The sequence below is a fragment of the Endobacterium panacihumi genome (assembly GCF_050847465.1).
GTDB lineage: Bacteria > Pseudomonadota > Alphaproteobacteria > Rhizobiales > Rhizobiaceae > Neorhizobium > Neorhizobium panacihumi.
Genome location: NZ_JBOZRA010000006.1, coordinates 211,559 through 227,900 on the forward strand (window position 1 = coordinate 211,559; position 16,342 = coordinate 227,900).

Sequence of the window (16,342 nt, forward strand, 5' to 3'; positions counted from 1 at the left end):
CCGGCCGGGCCGGATCAGCCGGTGGCCTGTTGTGTCTTGATCTGCGGCGAGGAAAGCGCCGAGGTGATGTCTTCGAATGGTGCCAGCGTTTCCACCGGGCCGATCGCCGACATGGTTGGAACTGTATCGAAAAACAGGCGTCCGGCAAGATCGGTGAGGCGCTGGGTGGTGATGCCTTCCAGACGCTCCATCATTTCAGCGCTCGGGATCGGGCGGCCGTAAAGCAGCATCTGGCGGGCGATCTGGCCGGCACGGGCGCCCGGGCTTTCCTGGCCCATCAGCAACTGGGCGCGGATCTGGGCGCGGGCGCGGTCGATTTCCACCTGATGCATGACTTCCGAAGACTTGCGCAGCTCATCCAGAATGACCGGAACCAGCTGCGGCAGGTCCTGCGCGCCGGTGGCCGCATGCACGCCAAAAATGCCGGTATCGGAAAAGCCCCAGTGGAAGGCGTAGACAGAGTAACAGAGGCCGCGATGCTCACGCACCTCCTGGAACAGGCGCGAAGACATGCCGCCGCCGAGAATGTTGGCCAGAATCTGCGAGCAATAAAAGTCCCGCATATGATAGGCCTTGCCCTCGAAACCGAGTAGCACCTGCGTATCCATCAGGTCTCGCGTCTGGCGCACGTCGCCGCCGATATATTTGGCGGCTTCCAGAATCGGCGGGGCCGAAGGGGTTTGCGGCAGCGAGGCAAAACGCTGTTCCACCTGTTTGACGAAGACATCGTGATCGACCGCACCGGCGGCAACCACGAACATGCGGTCGGTGGTGTAATTGCGCGAGAGGTAACCGCGAATATTGTCGGGCGTGAAGGCGAGCACCGTCTCCGGCGTGCCGAGGATGGGGCGGCCGAGCGTCTGGCCGCGATAGGCAACCTCGGAAAACTGGTCGAAAACGATATCGTCAGGCGTATCGTTGGCTGCGCCGATTTCCTGCAGGATGACATTCTTTTCGCGCTGCAGTTCGTCTTCGTCGAAAGCCGATTCCGTCAGGATGTCGGCGAGAATATCGACGGCGAGCGGCACATGGTCCTTCAGCACGCGGGCGTAATAGGACGTGGTTTCGGTGGAGGTGGCGGCGTTCAACTCGCCGCCGACATTCTCGATCTCCTCGGCAATGTCGCGCGCGCTGCGGCGCGCCGTGCCCTTGAAGGCCATATGCTCGAGAAGGTGGGCAATGCCATGCTCATCCTCCATCTCGTTGCGCGAGCCGGACTTGATCCAGACGCCCAGCGCAACGCTTTCCAGATGCGGCATGTTTTCGGTGACGACGGTCAACCCGGACGCGAGCCGGGTGATATTAACATTCATTCTGTATCTCCGGCGTCTTCTGATCTCTTCAGGCGGTGGCCCGGGCATGTTTGCCGATAAAGCCTTCGACGGCTTTCAGGTCGGCATCCAAGAGATCGAAACGCTCCTCCCGTGTCATTAAATCAGCAAGCCATAGTGGAAGTGCTGGAGAAATTCCGCAAGCGGATTCTACCGCAGCCGGGAACTTGGCCGGGTGCGCGGTCGACAGCGTCACCATCGGAACGCCCGGTTTTGCGAACTTTTTCGCCGCAAAAACGCCCGTCGCGGTATGCGGATCGATCAGGTAACCGGTCTCGGCCAAGGTCTCCTTGATGGTCGCGGCAACCTGTTTTTCAGTGGCGCGGGCGGCGCGGAACTCGCGGCGGATGCTCTTGAGTGCTTCCGGCTGGATCTCGAACGAACCCGACTGTTTCAGGCTCGCCATGGCATTGCGCACGGCGCCGGCATCGCGGCCATAGGCTTCGAACAGGAGACGTTCGAAGTTGGATGAAATCTGGATATCCATCGACGGCGAGGTGGTGGCGTGCACGCCCTTCATCTCGTAACGGCCGGTTTTCAGCGTGCGGGCGAGAATGTCGTTATCGTTGGTGGCGATCGCCAGACGTTCGATGGGCAGGCCCATTTTCTTGGCCACGTAACCGGCAAAGATATCGCCGAAATTGCCGGTCGGCACCGTGAACGACACTTTTCTGTCCGGCGCGCCAAGCGAAAGCGCGGAGGTGAAATAATACACCACCTGCGCCATGATGCGCGCCCAGTTGATCGAATTGACGCCCGAAAGGCCGACCTTTTCACGGAAGGCAACGTCGTTGAACATCTCCTTCACGAGGTTCTGGCAGTCGTCGAAATTGCCCTTCACGGCAACCGCGTGGACATTCGCGGCACCCGAAGAGGTCATCTGGCGCTGCTGCACCGGCGAAACTTTTCCGTGCGGGAAAAGGATGAAGACGTCGGTGCGTTCGCGGCCGGCAAAGGCGTCGATGGCGGCGCCGCCGGTGTCGCCCGAGGTGGCGCCGACGATGGTGGCGCGTTCGCCGCGCTCGGCCAGAACATGGTCCATCAGGCGGGCGAGCAACTGCATCGCCACATCCTTGAAGGCGAGCGTGGTGCCGTGGAAAAGCTCGAGAACGAAGTCGTTGGGCCCGGTCTGCACCAGCGGCACCACGGCCGGATGGCGGAAGGTGGCATAGGCTTCGTTGATCATCGCCTGCAACTTGTCGGCCGCGATCTCGTCGCCCACGAACTTGCTGATCACCGCAAAGGCGACTTCCTGATAGGTTTTTCCACGCAGGCCCTTGATGTCTTTTTTGGAGAAGGTCGGCCATTCGCGCGGAACATAAAGGCCGCCATCGCGGGCAAGGCCGGCCATGAGTGCGTCGCGAAAGCTGAGCGCGGGTGCTTCGCCGCGTGTCGAGATGTATTCCACGAAGTTCATTCCCCAGAAGAAAGAAGGCGTATAAAAGTTGAGCCTTCAATACAGAAAGCCAAAACGGATTGCGAGCCCGGATTGCGCCCGAGCGGTTCGCGCCGGGAATTTTCCAACGACGCGTTTCAGCGCTTTTTGGGCAGAAGGCCGCGTTTGATCGCTGCTGTTTTGTCATCCAGTGCGCGCGCGGCATTCAGGGCGGCTGCCGCTTCGGCCTCAAGCATCTGTGCCTCGCGAAGCTTGTTGATCTCGGAGACCTTCTGGCTGTGAAATTGATGCAGCAGCTTGCCTGGCGGGTCTTCTGCAAAATGCTTGTGGTTGCTGATTGCAAGAATGACGACATGATCATCGAACTGCATCAGAAACAGAAGGTCGTTTGAGGTTTTCGAGCCCAAGTGCAGATGCATGATGCCGTAGCGCGACAACAACCTGTCCGGCGGATCATCGAGATCGACGCCGCTTCTATATGCCCATTCCGGCAAAACCTCGCCATTCGCAATGGCTTCGATAATGTCGAGGACATGCTGTTGGAGCTGTGGTTTGCCACGATAATAGGAATTTGCCCTGTAGAGAGGCGATACAATCACCTCCAGCGGCTTCGCCTGCATGCGGGGAAGCTTCAGCGCGTCATTCATCTGGCGCTTTAATGCCCGAAAAGAAGTTTTCTGCGTTCTTCTTTGGTCATCTGCGTGATGTTGACCCCGTCACCGGACTTCGCATCCTTCGCGCTCTTGGCGATACGAAGAAGGCGGTCGGTGTGGCTTTCGCTCTCTTTCCGGGCCTCGGCAGGCACGTCGCGCAAGGGTGCGGAAGACATTTCGATCACCTCATAAACAAGGTCAACACGATAGCATGGCGCTGTGCCTGCTTCAATCTATGTGATGGCCGGGGCATGGCAGATGATTTTCGTCTCGTAACGGATCGATTTTTCAAAACGTCGCTGCTATAGACCTTGGCTTGAAGAGGTGCCGGAGGTTCCGGTTGCGCCAGAAATCAAGCCAGGATCGGCCAGACGGCAGATCGGACATGCAAAAGGGTTGAGTAACGTGTTTGGAAAAACATCCCTGACCACGGCATCTTTCAAGACGGCTTTGCGCGTTGGTGCCGGCGTATCTGCCGTGGCCGCTCTTGCCGGCTGCAGCACGCCCGATCTGGGCGCTGCCGGTCGCGCCGAGGCACAGGCCAATGTCACGCCCGTCGTGCAGGCCTATTGCCCGCAGGTGGTGATCCGCACCGATACCGGTTTCCACCGTGCCTATGCCGGCAAGGCCGCTGAAGGCGATGACAGCAAGCTGATCTACCAGGCATCCTTCGCCGACGTGACGCGCTCCTGCACGGCCAACGAATCCACGCTGACCATCAACGTGATGGCGCAGGGCCGTGTCGTGGCCGGTGCTGCCGGCAAGACCGGCAGCGTGTCTCTGCCGGTGCTGGTCGAGGTCGTGGATGGCAACGACGTGATCTATTCGCAGAAGGTCGCCTTCAATACGGATATCCCGCCGGAAGGCAGCGGCCAGTTCATCTTCCAGAAGCCGGATGTGGCCATTCCCAATGCCGCCGGCGGCGCTTCGCGCTTCACAACGGTGCGCATCGGTTTCGACACCGGCAAGGCAGCGCCGAAAAAGCCAGCGCGCCGAGGCTGAGTATCAAGTTCTTTTGAGAGAAAAGCCCGGCCGCACGCAAGCGAGGCTGGGCTTTTTTGTTTTTCAAGCCATTTCAACGACCTGATATTTTCGCATGGAGCCTGCAGAATGTCCGATGCTGACCGCATGAAAAAGGTGCTGCAGAAGAACTTTCGCGAACAGCGCAAGCATATTGCTTTGTGGGTTTCCGACCCCTTCAATAAGGAGATGTTTTTTGAAAACAGGGTAGAGGAAGTCCTCGAGCCCTTTCTGGCGGATGGTTCCCAGAAAAAAAGCTTGTTCCGGCGGCGGTGCGCGACATCCGGTACTGGCATCTGATGCAGGCGATGCAGCAAAGCTTGACCGATCGCCCGTATCCGGAAGAACAGATCGCTCTCGCGGGCCTGCATGCCTTCTGGTATCTCGAATGTGCGCATGCGATCATGGAGTCCGACGATCCTGCCGGTTACAAGCTCTATCTCGAAGATTTCGACACCGTCTCGCTGATGCTGGCGCTGGGCTGGCCAGATCATGCCGTTCGCCTTGCCGATACGCTGCTCGACCGATGGGACGAACAGGAGGGCGGAGCCGGCAACATCGCCTGGGAAATACTGCCGCAATATGTGCCCTGGCTGTCGATCAAACTCTACCGCGCATGGAGCGGCGACGAGATCGAGCTTTATGCCGAACCCGAGGACGACCAGCTGGACGGTTTTGCCGGGCTCGCCAAACATGTGCTGCACGAGGACCCGGCGGTGTTTGCGCAGGCGCTGAAGGACGCCGCCGATTTCCACGTTCTCGGCAGCGGCGTCGATGATGACGATCCCGTGCGCGAGTATAACCATTGGTTCCTGCCGGTCGAGCTTCTTGCTGCATGTCGCATTCGCGAGCTGAAAGGGCTGGCATTGCCGGATGTGGCGCATCCGCTGTTCGAGAGCGGACCACTGTGCCGGCTTCACCCGCCGGTCGCCATGCCGGAGGATGCGCTTCTGGCGAAGGTTTTGCCGGCCTTTGCAAAAGCGACCGGCACGCTCGATCTGGAGGTATAAAGCGCGATGTGGCTGAACGAATTCTGGCAGCAGAAACGCGTCCGTGTTTCCGTCAAGGTCGGGTTGCTGGCGGCGCTGGTGGTTCTGGCAATCGCTTTCCAGCGTTTCACCATCAACGGGCTGCCATTGGCGGTGGCGGCAGGGGCCGGGGCGATCGGCTTCGCACTGGGCGGCATTATGCGGGAAGGCATCGGCCAGCCGGGCGTTCGTGGCGGCCTGAAAGCCGCATGGACGAGCCTGTTGTTTCTGCTGATGACGACGTGCCTGACCGGGCTGTTCGTGGTTCCGCCTATCGGCCTTGTGCTGGCGCCGTTCGCGCTTGCGGATGCCCTGGTCCGTGATCCGAAAGTGCTGGTCTCGCTGCTGGCCATGGCGTCGGCCATTCACCTTTCCGAACGCCGCTGGCCGGCGGAAAACGAAGCCTGATGATGGTGGTGGGGCGTGTCCGCGCATATTGAAGCGCGACAGGTCCGCCCCATCTGGACAGTATGGAACATGAAGCCCCGCCACCATCCGATCTGCCTCTGAAATTCTATTATGAAGGCAATCCGGTTGGTTCTTTCGAGGGTGATGTGATCCCGACAGAACCCGGCACTTACCGACATATGCCCTTTCGAAGTGCCGGACACTTATGGATGGGGCAGGCGCTGCGCGAGGGGCGTTTGGTGTTTTGTACCTATTCACAAAGAGGCACGACCATCCGGTTTCAGGTGATGGCGTATCCCGCCTATGGTACACTCTTACTCGACAACTTTTCAGTTCTCGACGGCGAATAGCCGCGCCGCCGACTTTTCCGCCCGCGGCTTCCCTTCAGCCCATTCCAGTCCATATGTCGTCTTTATCGGACGGCCATGTCGTTTTCGCAGGCGCTCAAAACCGCCATGCATGGTCTCTTGGGCCGGCAACAACGATTGGAAGGTTGCGGCGTCCATCCGAGGAGGGATCGACCCCGCAAACATGCCTTCGGCCAAAAGCGTTCGGGGGCGAGAAGTTCAACCAGGGAGGAATGGTATGAGCAGGAACCGAGGCGTCGTTTATCTGAAACCCGGCAAGGTGGAAGTCCGTGATATCGATGATCCGAAACTGGAGGCGCCGGATGGAAGGCGCATCGAGCACGGCGTCATCCTGAAGGTGATTTCGACGAACATCTGCGGCTCCGACCAGCACATGGTGCGCGGCCGCACCACCGCCATGCCCGGCCTCGTGCTCGGCCATGAAATCACCGGCGAGGTGATCGAAAAGGGCGTCGATGTCGAGATGCTGGAGATCGGCGATATCGTGTCCGTGCCGTTCAACGTCGCCTGCGGCCGTTGCCGCTGCTGCAAGAGCCAGGATACCGGCGTTTGCCTGACGGTGAACCCGTCGCGCGCCGGTGGTGCCTATGGTTATGTCGACATGGGCGGCTGGATCGGTGGGCAGGCGAAATACGTCACCATTCCTTACGCTGATTTCAACCTGTTGAAATTCCCGGATCGCGACCGTGCGATGTCAAAGATCCGCGACCTCACCATGCTCTCCGACATTCTGCCGACCGGTTTTCACGGCGCGGTCAGGGCAGGGGTGGGTGTCGGCTCGACCGTTTATGTCGCCGGTGCCGGCCCGGTGGGGCTCGCGGCTGCCGCGTCCGCTCGCATTCTCGGTGCTGCCGTGGTGATGATCGGCGATTTCAACAAGGACCGTCTGGCGCATGCCAAAAAGGTCGGGTTCGAACCGATCGATCTTTCGCAGTCGGATAGGCTCGGCGACATGATTGCGCAGGTGGTCGGCACCGATGAGGTGGACAGCGCCATCGATGCCGTCGGTTTCGAGGCGCGCGGCCATGCGGGCGGCGAACAGCCGGCTATCGTGCTCAACCAGATGATGGAAATCACCCGCGCCGCCGGCTCGATCGGCATTCCGGGGCTTTACGTGACGGAGGATCCCGGCGCGGTCGATGCGGCGGCCAAGCAGGGCAGTCTGTCCTTGCGGTTCGGCCTCGGCTGGGCGAAGGCGCAATCTTTCCACACCGGCCAGACGCCGGTGCTGAAGTATAACCGCCAGCTCATGCAGGCCATCCTGCATGACCGCCTGCCGATCGCCGATATCGTCAATGCCAAGGTGATTTCGCTGGAGGACGCCGCGGAAGGCTACGAGAGTTTTGACCAGGGTGCGGCGACGAAATTCGTGCTCGACCCGCATGGAGCGCTTGGCAAGGTGGCTTGAGGGGGCTGATTTTCTGAAAGAAATCCCAGTCGCACAAGTGCGGCTGGGCCTTTTCGGACGCGGCACAAACCTCTCCGGGTCATCCTCGGGCTTGACCCGAGGACCCATGCGGCACCCACCGAGCGCTTGGTTTTGGATCCTCGGGTCAAGCCCGAGGATGACCCGGAGAGGGAAAGGATGACGTCGAAAGAGGGGAGGTTACTCCCCTCAGGCAGCCCTCACACCACTTCCCATTCCGCCAGCGCCGCCACCATGGCGGGCAGGTCGGACATGCGGGAAATCACCGTTTCGGCACCTGCATCCGTCAGGCGGTCGGCATGGCTCGGATAGGTGTGCGAGGCGCCGGTAAAACCGATCACCCGCATGCCGGCCGCGCGTGCGCCATGCACGCCGTGCGAGGAATCCTCAATCACGAGGCAGCGTTCCGGCGCAACGCCGAATTGTTGCGCGCCATGCAGAAAGATATCCGGCTTCGGCTTCACACGGTCCGGGCCAAGATCCTTGGCCGAATAGATGTGGTTTTCGAAATAGGGCTTCAGGCCCACCTTGGTCAGCATCATGTCGAGACGCGCCGAAGACGAGTTGGAGCAGATGCAGCGCTGCGTCGTCAGACGCGCCAGCGCGAATTTGACGCCCTCGATCACCTTCACATCACGGGCGAGGCGGGCGTCGAGCAGTTTTTCCGACTTGTCGAGCAGCGAGGCCGACAGCGGAATATCGGCTTCCTTTTCGATCTGCAGAAGAATGTCGCGCCAGGTCAGGCCGGCAAAACGCTCGCCCATTTCTTCCGCGCTGATCGGGTAACCGGCTTCGGTCAAGAGGTGCGATTCCACCTGCGCCGCGATGATTTCCGAATCGACCAGAACGCCGTCGCAGTCGAAGATGATGAGGTCGAAACCGCTCATGAGCCAAAATTCTCTCAAAACTGATGGGTAAGCCGCCTCTACACGAGGCAGGGCGGACGAACAATGCGAAACGGCTCAATCGACCGGAAAAACGGCCATAAAGCGGCGTTCGCCCTCCGGCGTGAAGCTGATCACCCGGCTGTCCGCCACGCGTCGCGCCCAGCCCTTGTCGATGAAATGCGCCAGCAGCGCCTTGCCGAGGGAGCCTGCCAGATGCGAGCGCCGTTCGCTCCAGTCAAGGCAGGATTTGCAAAGCGGGCGGCGGGGTGAATGCAGCTTTTCGATGTCGATGCCGAGGGCGGATACGCGAGCGTGGCCGGCCTCGGTCAGCGCCAGATCCTCTCCTTCGGCGACGATCACGCCCTCGCACAAAAAGCTGTCGAGCATGCGCACCCCAAAATCGCCGGCCAGATGGTCGTAACAGATACGCGCCTTGCGCAAGGCCGGGTCTTTTGGGCCGGGTTTGTGGCGCAGATGGCCACGGCTGGCGGCAAACCCCATCAGGCTTTCCAGCATGGCGCCCGTCGCGCTATCGGCCAACGTAAAATAGCGATGCCGGCCCTGTTTGCGTTGAGACAGCAGCCCGCCATCCTCGAGTTTTGAGAGATGCGAACTTGCGGTCGGCAGCGACACGCCAGCGGCCTGCGCCAGTTCGCTCGCGGTCAAGGCCTGCCCGCCCATCAGCGCGGTCAGCATGTTGGCGCGGGCGGGGTCGCCGATCAGCGTGCCCAGACGGGCAATATCCGGTCCTTCTTTCATGGCGAGACTTTTAGCACGGATTTCCCGCGCATGCTTCGATCAAAACCGAAGCATCGGCGACGCCGGGCGTGGCAAAGGAGGCCTACCAACAGAAGGACATTTTCGATGATCACCTGCTTCATCCGCTACGAGATCGACCCGTTCAAACGCGAAGAGTTTGCCGAATATTCGAAGGTCTGGGGCCAGTGCATTCCGCGCAACGGCGCCGACCTGATCGGCTATTTTGGCCCGCACGAAGGCTCGGCCACTACGGCTTACGGCGTCTACAATATCGAAAACCTTAGCTCCTACGAAGCCTATCGCGCAAACCTTAGCGTTGATCCTCTTGGGCGGCAGAATTACGATTTTGCCAAACGCGAACGGTTCATCCTCAAGGAAGACCGGATCTTTCTGAAAAACCTGTCGCTGCCGCATGGACTGGGAGGAAAGCCATGATTGCCGTCATCTTCGAAGTTTTGCCCTTCATGGGCGAACGCCACCACTATCTCGATATCGCCGGGGAACTGCGCAAGGAACTGGAAACGATCGACGGGTTTGTCTCCATCGAACGGTTCGAGAGCCTCACCAACTGTGGAAAGATCCTGTCCTTGTCCTTCTGGCGGGATGAGGCGGCAGTGAAACAATGGCGCAATCTCGAAAGCCACCGCGCCGCCCAGAAGGCGGGCAGGGGCGGCATCTTTGCCGATTACCGCCTGCGCGTGGCGCATGTGCTGAGGGACTATGGCATGAACGAGAGGGCGGAGGTCCCGGGGGATAGCCGGGCGGTGCATGCGGGGTGAGGGGTTGCAATGTTGTGCGTCTTATAGTTGTGTTTGGGCCGGGGTAAATGGGCGGTCCAGATATGAAAATCGTATCGAAGCGTGACGTGGCGGTCTTTAATGAACTCAACAAACATCACGCCGCCTGGTGCAATCAACTGGCGACCGCAGTCGGGGCGGCAGGTGCGATCGTGCCTTTGACTGCAGCGGTCATAAACTTTCAGCTGACGTTTGCCATTTTCATTAGTGGGCTTTTTTGTTTTTTCCTCGCGGCCATGCTACATTTTGCAGGCACGTTTTTGCTGAGAAGGATCAGGGTCGATGATGACATCGATGTCGACGTTTGAAGTTCTTTTCCTGACGATGCCACTCGTTGGCATCGTCATTGTCGGTGCTCTGATCGCTTATCTCAAATATCAGGAGAAGCGCGGCCATTCTTGAGCGATAGAGTGTTGCCGTAGCCCTAAGTGCGTTCGTCCCGTTCGCGCAGGATCGCGTCGTCTATATCCTTGCCGCGTCTGGCATCCCCACAGCGTTTCGCTTCAAAACGTGCTCGCACGTCTTCGGCAGGCACGCCAATGGAGGGATTTTTCACCAGCTCTTCATAGCGTGCGGGGATTTCTTCCGTGAGCCAGCGCTCGCGTTCGACCTCATGATTTTCCAACAGGCGCAAGCCGGCACGGATGACCTCGCTGGCGTCGTCGTAACGACCGGTTTCCAGCTGCTTCTTAATGAACTCGTCATAGTGATTTCCGAGAGCAATCGTCGGCATAGGTTTATCTCGTGTCTGCATCGGGATCTTGGTTCTCAGCGAGTCTACCGCAATCATCACCTCTTCACCACGCCCAAATCTTTTCCCGAAATCCTCCACCCGTTCAGTGTTTGGTAACCAAAATCAGTAACCATAACAGGCAGTAAAACGTATCCGAGTAAGCGTAGAGGCGAGTATCAAAATGGCGTTCGTATTCCCGCTGGCCGACATCACATCGACCCGCCATCAGCCGAAGAACTGGCTGAACTCCATCATCAAGGGCGATTGCGTCGCAGCCCTCAATGCTCTGCCGGATCATTCGGTCGATGCCATCTTTGCCGACCCGCCGTACAACCTGCAGCTCGGCGGCACGCTGCACCGTCCCGATCATTCCGTCGTCGATGCCGTCGATGACGAATGGGACCAGTTCGCCTCCTTCGAAATGTACGACGCCTTCACCCGCGCATGGCTGCTCGCCTGCCGCCGCGTTTTGAAGCCGAATGGCACGATCTGGGTGATCGGCTCCTACCACAACATTTTTCGCGTCGGCGCGATCATGCAGGACCTGAATTTCTGGCTGCTGAACGACATCGTCTGGCGCAAGACCAACCCGATGCCAAACTTCAAGGGCCGCCGGTTCCAGAACGCCCATGAAACCATGATCTGGGCCAGCCGCGATGCCAAGTCCAAGGGTTACACGTTCAATTACGACGCGTTGAAGGCCTCCAACGACGACGTGCAGATGCGCTCCGACTGGCTGTTCCCGATCTGCTCGGGCGGCGAACGCCTGAAGGGCGATGACGGCAAGAAGGTACATCCGACCCAGAAGCCGGAAGCGCTGCTCGCCCGCATCATCATGTCCTGCACCAAGCCGGGCGACATCATCCTCGACCCGTTCTTCGGTTCGGGCACGACCGGTGCGGTCGCAAAACGTCTCGGCCGCAACTTTGTCGGCATCGAGCGCGAACAGGATTATATCGATGCGGCATCTGCCCGTATCGAAGCCGTCGAACCGCTCGGTGGCGCCGAACTCACCGTCATGACCGGCAAGAAGGCTGAACCGCGCGTCGCCTTCAACACGCTGGTCGAGAGCGGCCTCATCCGTCCCGGCCAGGTTCTGACCGATGCAAAACGCCGTTACAGCGCGATCGTGCGCGCCGATGGCACGCTGGCGTCGGGCGGTTCCGCCGGCTCGATCCACCGCCTCGGCGCCAAGGTCCAAGGGTTCGATGCCTGCAATGGCTGGACCTTCTGGCACTACGAGGAAGACGGTGTGCTGAAACCCATCGACGATCTTCGGACCGTCATCAGAAACGATATGGCAAAGGCAGGCTGATCCACCAGCCAAAGGCCGCAGGATGAACCGGCGGCTGCCAGATCGCGAGATTCCTCTTCCGGTTATGTACCTCTAGTCCCGGAAGAGGATCCTTGACGCCCGGCCTCCCTTGAGACCGGGCGTCTTTTATTTGTGATTTCTACCCTCGATTTCAGAGCGTTGGCCGGATAGTTGCGACCGACAGGCAGATTTCGGCAATAGCCGGCTGCAGCGCCGTCGCAAATTTGCGATTCCGGCTTATGTTTTGATCGTTCGTCCTTTGGGGATGTGGGGGAAATATGCGTTTCGTTTCGACTGTTCCAACCTTGATTTTCGGCCTCGTCGCCATTGTCGGGCTCAGCATCGTGTTCGGCTCGTGGTACACGATCGATCAGGGCGAACGCGGCGTCGTGCTGCGTTATGGCGCGATTGCCGGCACGGCCGAACCGGGCCTCGGTTTCAAGCTGCCGGTCATCGACAGCATCGTGCGCATTTCCGTGCAGTCGCAGGCGGTGGTCTATGATCGCATGGATGCCTATAGCCGCGACCAGCAGCCGGCGACGATGAAGCTGTCCGTCAATTACCGCATCCCGGTCGATCAGGTGGCAACCGTCTACGAACAGTTCGGTTCGGAAGCCGGTCTTCTGAGCCGTCTGGTCGAGCGTCGCGTGTTCGAGGAAACCAAGACCGTGTTCGGCCGCTTCAACGCCGTCACCGCCATTCAGGAGCGCGGCCGCCTCAACCAGGAAATCGCCGATGCCATTCAGGCCGGTGTCAAGGGGCCGGTCATCGTCGACAGCGTGCAGATTGAAAACATCGATTTTTCCGATGCTTACGAAGCGAGCATCGAGCAGCGCATGCTGGCGGAGGTCGAGGTTCAGCGCCTGCGCCAGAATGCCGAGCGCGAAAAGGTGCAAGCGGAAATCACCGTCACTCGCGCCAATGCCAACGCCGATGCCCGCCGTGCCGAAGCCGAAGCACAGGCCGATGCGGTGCGCCTGCAGGCACAGGCGGAATCGGAGGCCATCCGCCTGCGCGGCGATGCCGAGGCACAGGCGATCAAGGCGCGTGGCGATGCCTTGAAGGACAATCCCGGCCTTGTGTCGCTCACCCAGGCGGAACGCTGGAATGGTCAGCTGCCCTATACGATGGTGCCGAACGGCGCCGTGCCGATGATCGACGTGATGGGCGCCACCGGCCGCACCAACGCTGCCGCGGGAGAGTGATGGTGGCGCGCCGGACGGTTTTTGCTCTTTCCGTTCTGGCTGGCTTGATTGCCGGCCCCGCGACTGGGCTGGCACAGCAAAACGATTGCGGTCCAAGGGTGGCCGCAATCGTGCAGGAGGCGTATCCCGCCGCAAAAGGTGTTGCTGACGGCAATTTCGAGGTCGATGGTCATACGATCATGCCGCCTGCCGAAAACAGTCTGGATTATGTCTCCGGCACCATGGTTTGCCGCCAATGGCCGGCGCGGCCGGAAATTTTGCTGGTTGCCGTGCCCCTGATGGCGGGCGAATCCGAAACGGAAGAGGGCGTGACGGAAGGCGATCTCGACATTCTGGTTCTCGACAGCGAAAGCCTCGGCATCCGCTATCGGATGAAGCTGGAGGAGGCCATGCTGTCAGACGCGGTTCGCATCACCAGTGTCGCCTTCGATACGGCATTTTATCAGCTTGCACCCCAAAATCTGGCCTTTGGGGTGCGCATCAGCAAGGCGAATGGCTCGCGTGCAAATCCGTTCGAACAGACGGTGCTCCGGCTTTTCTCGATCGCGGATGGCAAATTGCGGCCGGTGCTCGACAGCCTTGCCGTCGATGAAAACTGGGGCGAGTGGGACACGAACTGCAACGGCGAATTCCGCAATACCAAGCGCACGCTCTCCATCGCCAGGCCGGGAAAGGCTGGCTTAGCGGACATCATGGTTGCCGAAACAATCGTGACCAGCGTGAACGAGGAAAAGGCAGGCGAATGTAATACGACTGAGACGAAGGCGACCGCCAGACATCGCTTGCGTTTCAAGGGCGATGCCTATGTCGTGCCGGAAGAATTGCGCGGGCTGTGAATTGCCGCGTCTCACACCCGCTAACAATTTTTGTTGGTTCTTGTGAGGCGTGATATCATGCGGCCAGATGAAAGGTCGACCCATGCGCACTTTGACAGTCTCGCTCACGCCGCATCAGTCGGAGCTGATGGAAAGAGCGCTCGAGCGACTGAAAAAAGCCTATGCCGAAGGCATGGCCAGCGGCCAAGGTCGTGAGATCAGAGCCGAATTGCTTCTCGCCGAGTTGAAGGCGGAAGGACAGCAGCGGAGATCGGTCTGAAAAGCATCATGCCCGCATGGTATCAGCCCAAGTCCTTGGGCTGAAAAGGTTCTTTTGCCGCGCAAACGCGTGTCGACGGGATCCCGGCACGGTCCTCTGGTTTAACCCGAGGGCAGGATGACGGAAAACAGGCTGTCGCCTGTCTCAGTAACCCACCCCCAACGCATTCAGATCCTTCTTCAGCGTCTCGACATCGACAAAATGCACCGCCTGCCAGCCGGCGGCGCGCGCACCTTCGACATTCGGATAGCTGTCGTCGATGAACAGGGTGGCTTCCGGCTTGAGGCCGAAATCAAAGGCGTGTTTTTCATAAATCGCCACATCCGGCTTGATCATGAAAATATCGCCCGATACCGTGACACCGCGCGGCTTTTTCAGGAACGGAAACAGTTCCTGTGCGTGGCGAAATGTGTCGGAGGCGAAGTTGGTGAGCATGGTCACGTCGCGGCCCTGATCGATCAGGCTTTCCATGATGGCGACCGTCTCATAGGCATGCGGCACCATTTCGTGCCAATGTTTGCGGAAGGCGCGAATCTGTTCGGCATGATCGGGATATTCGGCGATCAGCAGGTTTTCGGCGTCCTCCCAGGTGCGGCCGCGATCCTGCTCCAGGTTCCATTCGTGGGTGCAGACGTTGAGGAAAAACCATTGGCGTTCCTCCACGTCCGGAATGATCCGCTCGTAGGGAATGTTCGAGTCGTAATGGATCAGCACCTTGCCGATGTCGAAGACGATGTGGTCGATGTGCGCGGCCATGAAACCTTCCTGATATCAATATTACAGTTTTGAAAACGCGAGCGGTATGGCCTGCACGATTGCCTTTTTCATGACGGTCGGCAATGCCTGTGCCTCCAGATTGTCGACCGGCTCCCACCAGCCGCCACCTTCGGTTTCGATCCTGTCGTGTTGCAGCCGGTAGACCGAAAGCCGCAGTTCGAAATGAGTAAAGACATGGACGATCTGGCCGCAAGACTGCCAGTCGCCGGGGAAGGGGGCGTGATCCGGCGTCGTGCCGCCATCGATGCGTGCCGTCCATGCCGTGGTCGGCACTTCCGTCATGCCGCCCAGAAGCCCGGTTTCGATACGGCGGCGTAGCAGGATTTGGCCATCCGGCGTCACCGCCACGAAGGCGGCACCGACACGCACCGGTTTTGTCTTTTTCGGCGCCTTGACCGGAAAACGCTCCGGTTCGTCATTCGCCAGCGCCAGACAGTGGCTGTTGAACGGACAGAGCGCGCAGGCGGGGCGTTTCGGCGTGCAGATGGTGGCGCCTAAATCCATCATCGCCTGCGCGAAATCGCCGGGACGGTTCGCCGGTGTCAGTTCCGCCACCTTTTCCTTCATCAGCGGTTTCGAGCCGGGCAGCGGCGCATCGATCATGAACAACCGGGAAATCACCCGTTCGACATTGCCGTCCATCACGGCTGCCTGCCGGTTGAAGGCGATGGCCGCCACGGCGGCGGCGGTGTAATCACCAATGCCCGGCAGCGACTTCAATCCGGCTTCGGTATCGGGGAAAACGCCGCCATGATCACGCGCCACGGCTTCGGCGCATTTTTTTAAGTTTCGGGCGCGGGCGTAATAACCGAGCCCCGCCCATGCTGCCATCACGTCGTCGGATGGGGCGGCGGCCAGATCCTCCACCGTCGGCCAGAGGGCCAGGAATTTCGCGAAATAGGGTTTGACCGCCTGCACCGTCGTCTGCTGCAGCATCACTTCCGAAAGCCAGACATGGTAGGGGTCGGCCCGCTTGCCGGCTTTCGCGGCCGCAGGACTGACACGCCAGAGCAACTCGCGATGGTGACGATCGTACCAAGCCAACAATTCCCGGCTGTAAGCGTTGGATATTTCCATGCTGCTGTGCAATATCGGCTTCCCCTGGAGAATCATTCTCCTATGTCTTCACCGTAAGCCGCGTCAA

22 protein-coding genes are annotated in these 16,342 nt (G+C 59.7%); 13 read left to right on the forward strand and 9 right to left on the reverse strand.

The features are described 5' to 3' along the window. Positions 1–14 precede the first annotated feature (14 nt). The 4 genes from ACRQ1B_RS22850 to ACRQ1B_RS22865 all read right to left on the reverse strand — a co-directional run bounded on the left by ACRQ1B_RS22850 (position 15) and on the right by ACRQ1B_RS22865 (position 3,556). Positions 15–1,313, reverse strand: coding sequence for a M16 family metallopeptidase (locus ACRQ1B_RS22850; protein ID WP_432296404.1), 1,299 nt, complete (start codon positions 1,311–1,313; stop codon positions 15–17). Positions 1,314–1,341: 28 nt separating this feature from the next. Then, positions 1,342–2,748, reverse strand: a complete 1,407-nt coding sequence (gene thrC / locus ACRQ1B_RS22855) for a threonine synthase (RefSeq protein WP_432296405.1) — start codon at positions 2,746–2,748, stop codon at positions 1,342–1,344. A 116-nt stretch (positions 2,749–2,864) separates the two neighbouring features. Beyond that, positions 2,865–3,374, reverse strand: a complete 510-nt coding sequence (locus tag ACRQ1B_RS22860; protein WP_432296406.1) for a hypothetical protein — start codon at positions 3,372–3,374, stop codon at positions 2,865–2,867. A gap of 8 nt (positions 3,375–3,382) precedes the next feature. Further along, positions 3,383–3,556, reverse strand: coding sequence for a hypothetical protein (locus ACRQ1B_RS22865; RefSeq protein WP_432296407.1), 174 nt, complete (start codon positions 3,554–3,556; stop codon positions 3,383–3,385). 229 nt (positions 3,557–3,785) lie between these two features. Here ACRQ1B_RS22865 and ACRQ1B_RS22870 point away from each other — a divergent pair, with 229 nt between their 5' ends. From ACRQ1B_RS22870 to fdhA, 6 genes are all read left to right on the forward strand, one after another. Beyond that, on the forward strand, positions 3,786–4,382 hold the full coding sequence (locus ACRQ1B_RS22870) for a PilZ domain-containing protein (RefSeq protein WP_432296408.1): 597 nt from the start codon (positions 3,786–3,788) through the stop codon (positions 4,380–4,382). Between the two features lie 108 nt (positions 4,383–4,490). Then, positions 4,491–4,700 carry a hypothetical protein gene (locus ACRQ1B_RS22875; protein WP_432296410.1) on the forward strand — a complete coding sequence of 70 codons (210 nt, stop codon included), beginning with the start codon at positions 4,491–4,493 and terminating at the stop codon, positions 4,698–4,700. A 20-nt stretch (positions 4,701–4,720) separates the two neighbouring features. Further along, complete coding sequence (locus ACRQ1B_RS22880; protein ID WP_432296411.1) at positions 4,721–5,410, forward strand: hypothetical protein; 690 nt, start codon at positions 4,721–4,723, stop codon at positions 5,408–5,410. 6 nt (positions 5,411–5,416) lie between these two features. Next, the gene (locus ACRQ1B_RS22885) at positions 5,417–5,836 is read left to right on the forward strand and encodes a hypothetical protein (RefSeq protein ID WP_432296413.1); all 420 of its coding nucleotides are present in this window, start codon (positions 5,417–5,419) and stop codon (positions 5,834–5,836) included. A gap of 62 nt (positions 5,837–5,898) precedes the next feature. Next, positions 5,899–6,186 carry a hypothetical protein gene (locus tag ACRQ1B_RS22890; RefSeq protein WP_432296414.1) on the forward strand — a complete coding sequence of 96 codons (288 nt, stop codon included), beginning with the start codon at positions 5,899–5,901 and terminating at the stop codon, positions 6,184–6,186. Between the two features lie 235 nt (positions 6,187–6,421). Further along, entirely contained in the window at positions 6,422–7,612 is a 1,191-nt protein-coding gene (gene fdhA / locus ACRQ1B_RS22895; protein ID WP_432296415.1) for a formaldehyde dehydrogenase, glutathione-independent, read from the forward strand. A gap of 218 nt (positions 7,613–7,830) precedes the next feature. Here the strand turns inward: fdhA and ACRQ1B_RS22900 are convergent, their stop codons facing one another. Continuing rightward, the gene (locus tag ACRQ1B_RS22900) at positions 7,831–8,517 is read right to left on the reverse strand and encodes an HAD family hydrolase (RefSeq protein ID WP_432296416.1); all 687 of its coding nucleotides are present in this window, start codon (positions 8,515–8,517) and stop codon (positions 7,831–7,833) included. A 75-nt stretch (positions 8,518–8,592) separates the two neighbouring features. Continuing rightward, the gene (locus ACRQ1B_RS22905) at positions 8,593–9,276 is read right to left on the reverse strand and encodes an ArsR/SmtB family transcription factor (protein ID WP_432296418.1); all 684 of its coding nucleotides are present in this window, start codon (positions 9,274–9,276) and stop codon (positions 8,593–8,595) included. 105 nt (positions 9,277–9,381) lie between these two features. Here ACRQ1B_RS22905 and ACRQ1B_RS22910 point away from each other — a divergent pair, with 105 nt between their 5' ends. From ACRQ1B_RS22910 to ACRQ1B_RS22920, 3 genes are all read left to right on the forward strand, one after another. Continuing rightward, complete coding sequence (locus tag ACRQ1B_RS22910; RefSeq protein ID WP_432296420.1) at positions 9,382–9,711, forward strand: NIPSNAP family protein; 330 nt, start codon at positions 9,382–9,384, stop codon at positions 9,709–9,711. Continuing rightward, positions 9,708–10,055, forward strand: a complete 348-nt coding sequence (locus ACRQ1B_RS22915) for an antibiotic biosynthesis monooxygenase family protein (RefSeq protein WP_432296421.1) — start codon at positions 9,708–9,710, stop codon at positions 10,053–10,055. Before ACRQ1B_RS22910 ends, ACRQ1B_RS22915 begins: the two co-directional genes overlap by 4 nt. Positions 10,056–10,117: 62 nt before the next feature. Continuing rightward, entirely contained in the window at positions 10,118–10,381 is a 264-nt protein-coding gene (locus ACRQ1B_RS22920) for a hypothetical protein (protein WP_432296422.1), read from the forward strand. Positions 10,382–10,497: 116 nt separating this feature from the next. Here the strand turns inward: ACRQ1B_RS22920 and ACRQ1B_RS22925 are convergent, their stop codons facing one another. Next, complete coding sequence (locus ACRQ1B_RS22925) at positions 10,498–10,806, reverse strand: type II toxin-antitoxin system ParD family antitoxin (protein ID WP_432296423.1); 309 nt, start codon at positions 10,804–10,806, stop codon at positions 10,498–10,500. A 181-nt stretch (positions 10,807–10,987) separates the two neighbouring features. On the opposite strand from ACRQ1B_RS22925, the gene ACRQ1B_RS22930 reads away from it, so the two are divergent. The 4 genes from ACRQ1B_RS22930 to ACRQ1B_RS22945 all read left to right on the forward strand — a co-directional run bounded on the left by ACRQ1B_RS22930 (position 10,988) and on the right by ACRQ1B_RS22945 (position 14,421). Then, positions 10,988–12,121 (forward strand): site-specific DNA-methyltransferase, encoded by a 1,134-nt coding sequence (locus tag ACRQ1B_RS22930; protein WP_432296424.1) that lies wholly within the window; start codon positions 10,988–10,990, stop codon positions 12,119–12,121. A 278-nt stretch (positions 12,122–12,399) separates the two neighbouring features. Beyond that, positions 12,400–13,326: a prohibitin family protein gene (locus ACRQ1B_RS22935; RefSeq protein ID WP_432296425.1), complete on the forward strand. Its 927-nt coding sequence runs from the start codon at positions 12,400–12,402 to the stop codon at positions 13,324–13,326. Next, positions 13,326–14,162, forward strand: coding sequence for a PA3715 family protein (locus tag ACRQ1B_RS22940; RefSeq protein ID WP_432296426.1), 837 nt, complete (start codon positions 13,326–13,328; stop codon positions 14,160–14,162). Before ACRQ1B_RS22935 ends, ACRQ1B_RS22940 begins: the two co-directional genes overlap by 1 nt. 82 nt (positions 14,163–14,244) lie before the next feature. After that, the gene (locus ACRQ1B_RS22945) at positions 14,245–14,421 is read left to right on the forward strand and encodes a hypothetical protein (RefSeq protein ID WP_432296427.1); all 177 of its coding nucleotides are present in this window, start codon (positions 14,245–14,247) and stop codon (positions 14,419–14,421) included. A 144-nt stretch (positions 14,422–14,565) separates the two neighbouring features. Here the strand turns inward: ACRQ1B_RS22945 and ACRQ1B_RS22950 are convergent, their stop codons facing one another. Then, positions 14,566–15,177: an HAD family hydrolase gene (locus tag ACRQ1B_RS22950; RefSeq protein ID WP_432296428.1), complete on the reverse strand. Its 612-nt coding sequence runs from the start codon at positions 15,175–15,177 to the stop codon at positions 14,566–14,568. Positions 15,178–15,198: 21 nt separating this feature from the next. Continuing rightward, entirely contained in the window at positions 15,199–16,275 is a 1,077-nt protein-coding gene (gene mutY, locus ACRQ1B_RS22955; protein WP_432296429.1) for an A/G-specific adenine glycosylase, read from the reverse strand. Positions 16,276–16,342: the final 67 nt, after the last annotated feature.

Excerpts from the sequence above, each read along its gene's own strand:
- fdhA (WP_432296415.1), top strand. The coding sequence starts at position 6,422 with ATGAGCAGGAACCGAGGCGTCGTTTATCTGAAACCCGGCAAGGTGGAA.
- ACRQ1B_RS22850 (WP_432296404.1), bottom strand. The coding sequence starts at position 1,313 with ATGAATGTTAATATCACCCGGCTCGCGTCCGGGTTGACCGTCGTCACC.
- thrC (WP_432296405.1), bottom strand. The coding sequence starts at position 2,748 with ATGAACTTCGTGGAATACATCTCGACACGCGGCGAAGCACCCGCGCTC.
- mutY (WP_432296429.1), bottom strand. The coding sequence starts at position 16,275 with ATGGAAATATCCAACGCTTACAGCCGGGAATTGTTGGCTTGGTACGAT.
- ACRQ1B_RS22875 (WP_432296410.1), top strand. The coding sequence starts at position 4,491 with ATGTCCGATGCTGACCGCATGAAAAAGGTGCTGCAGAAGAACTTTCGC.
- ACRQ1B_RS22865 (WP_432296407.1), bottom strand. The coding sequence starts at position 3,556 with ATGTCTTCCGCACCCTTGCGCGACGTGCCTGCCGAGGCCCGGAAAGAG.
- ACRQ1B_RS22930 (WP_432296424.1), top strand. The coding sequence starts at position 10,988 with ATGGCGTTCGTATTCCCGCTGGCCGACATCACATCGACCCGCCATCAG.
- ACRQ1B_RS22915 (WP_432296421.1), top strand. The coding sequence starts at position 9,708 with ATGATTGCCGTCATCTTCGAAGTTTTGCCCTTCATGGGCGAACGCCAC.
- ACRQ1B_RS22890 (WP_432296414.1), top strand. The coding sequence starts at position 5,899 with ATGGAACATGAAGCCCCGCCACCATCCGATCTGCCTCTGAAATTCTAT.
- ACRQ1B_RS22935 (WP_432296425.1), top strand. The coding sequence starts at position 12,400 with ATGCGTTTCGTTTCGACTGTTCCAACCTTGATTTTCGGCCTCGTCGCC.
- ACRQ1B_RS22945 (WP_432296427.1), top strand. The coding sequence starts at position 14,245 with ATGCGCACTTTGACAGTCTCGCTCACGCCGCATCAGTCGGAGCTGATG.
- ACRQ1B_RS22920 (WP_432296422.1), top strand. The coding sequence starts at position 10,118 with ATGAAAATCGTATCGAAGCGTGACGTGGCGGTCTTTAATGAACTCAAC.
- ACRQ1B_RS22905 (WP_432296418.1), bottom strand. The coding sequence starts at position 9,276 with ATGAAAGAAGGACCGGATATTGCCCGTCTGGGCACGCTGATCGGCGAC.
- ACRQ1B_RS22860 (WP_432296406.1), bottom strand. The coding sequence starts at position 3,374 with ATGAATGACGCGCTGAAGCTTCCCCGCATGCAGGCGAAGCCGCTGGAG.
- ACRQ1B_RS22900 (WP_432296416.1), bottom strand. The coding sequence starts at position 8,517 with ATGAGCGGTTTCGACCTCATCATCTTCGACTGCGACGGCGTTCTGGTC.
- ACRQ1B_RS22885 (WP_432296413.1), top strand. The coding sequence starts at position 5,417 with ATGTGGCTGAACGAATTCTGGCAGCAGAAACGCGTCCGTGTTTCCGTC.
- ACRQ1B_RS22910 (WP_432296420.1), top strand. The coding sequence starts at position 9,382 with ATGATCACCTGCTTCATCCGCTACGAGATCGACCCGTTCAAACGCGAA.
- ACRQ1B_RS22925 (WP_432296423.1), bottom strand. The coding sequence starts at position 10,806 with ATGCCGACGATTGCTCTCGGAAATCACTATGACGAGTTCATTAAGAAG.
- ACRQ1B_RS22940 (WP_432296426.1), top strand. The coding sequence starts at position 13,326 with ATGGTGGCGCGCCGGACGGTTTTTGCTCTTTCCGTTCTGGCTGGCTTG.
- ACRQ1B_RS22950 (WP_432296428.1), bottom strand. The coding sequence starts at position 15,177 with ATGGCCGCGCACATCGACCACATCGTCTTCGACATCGGCAAGGTGCTG.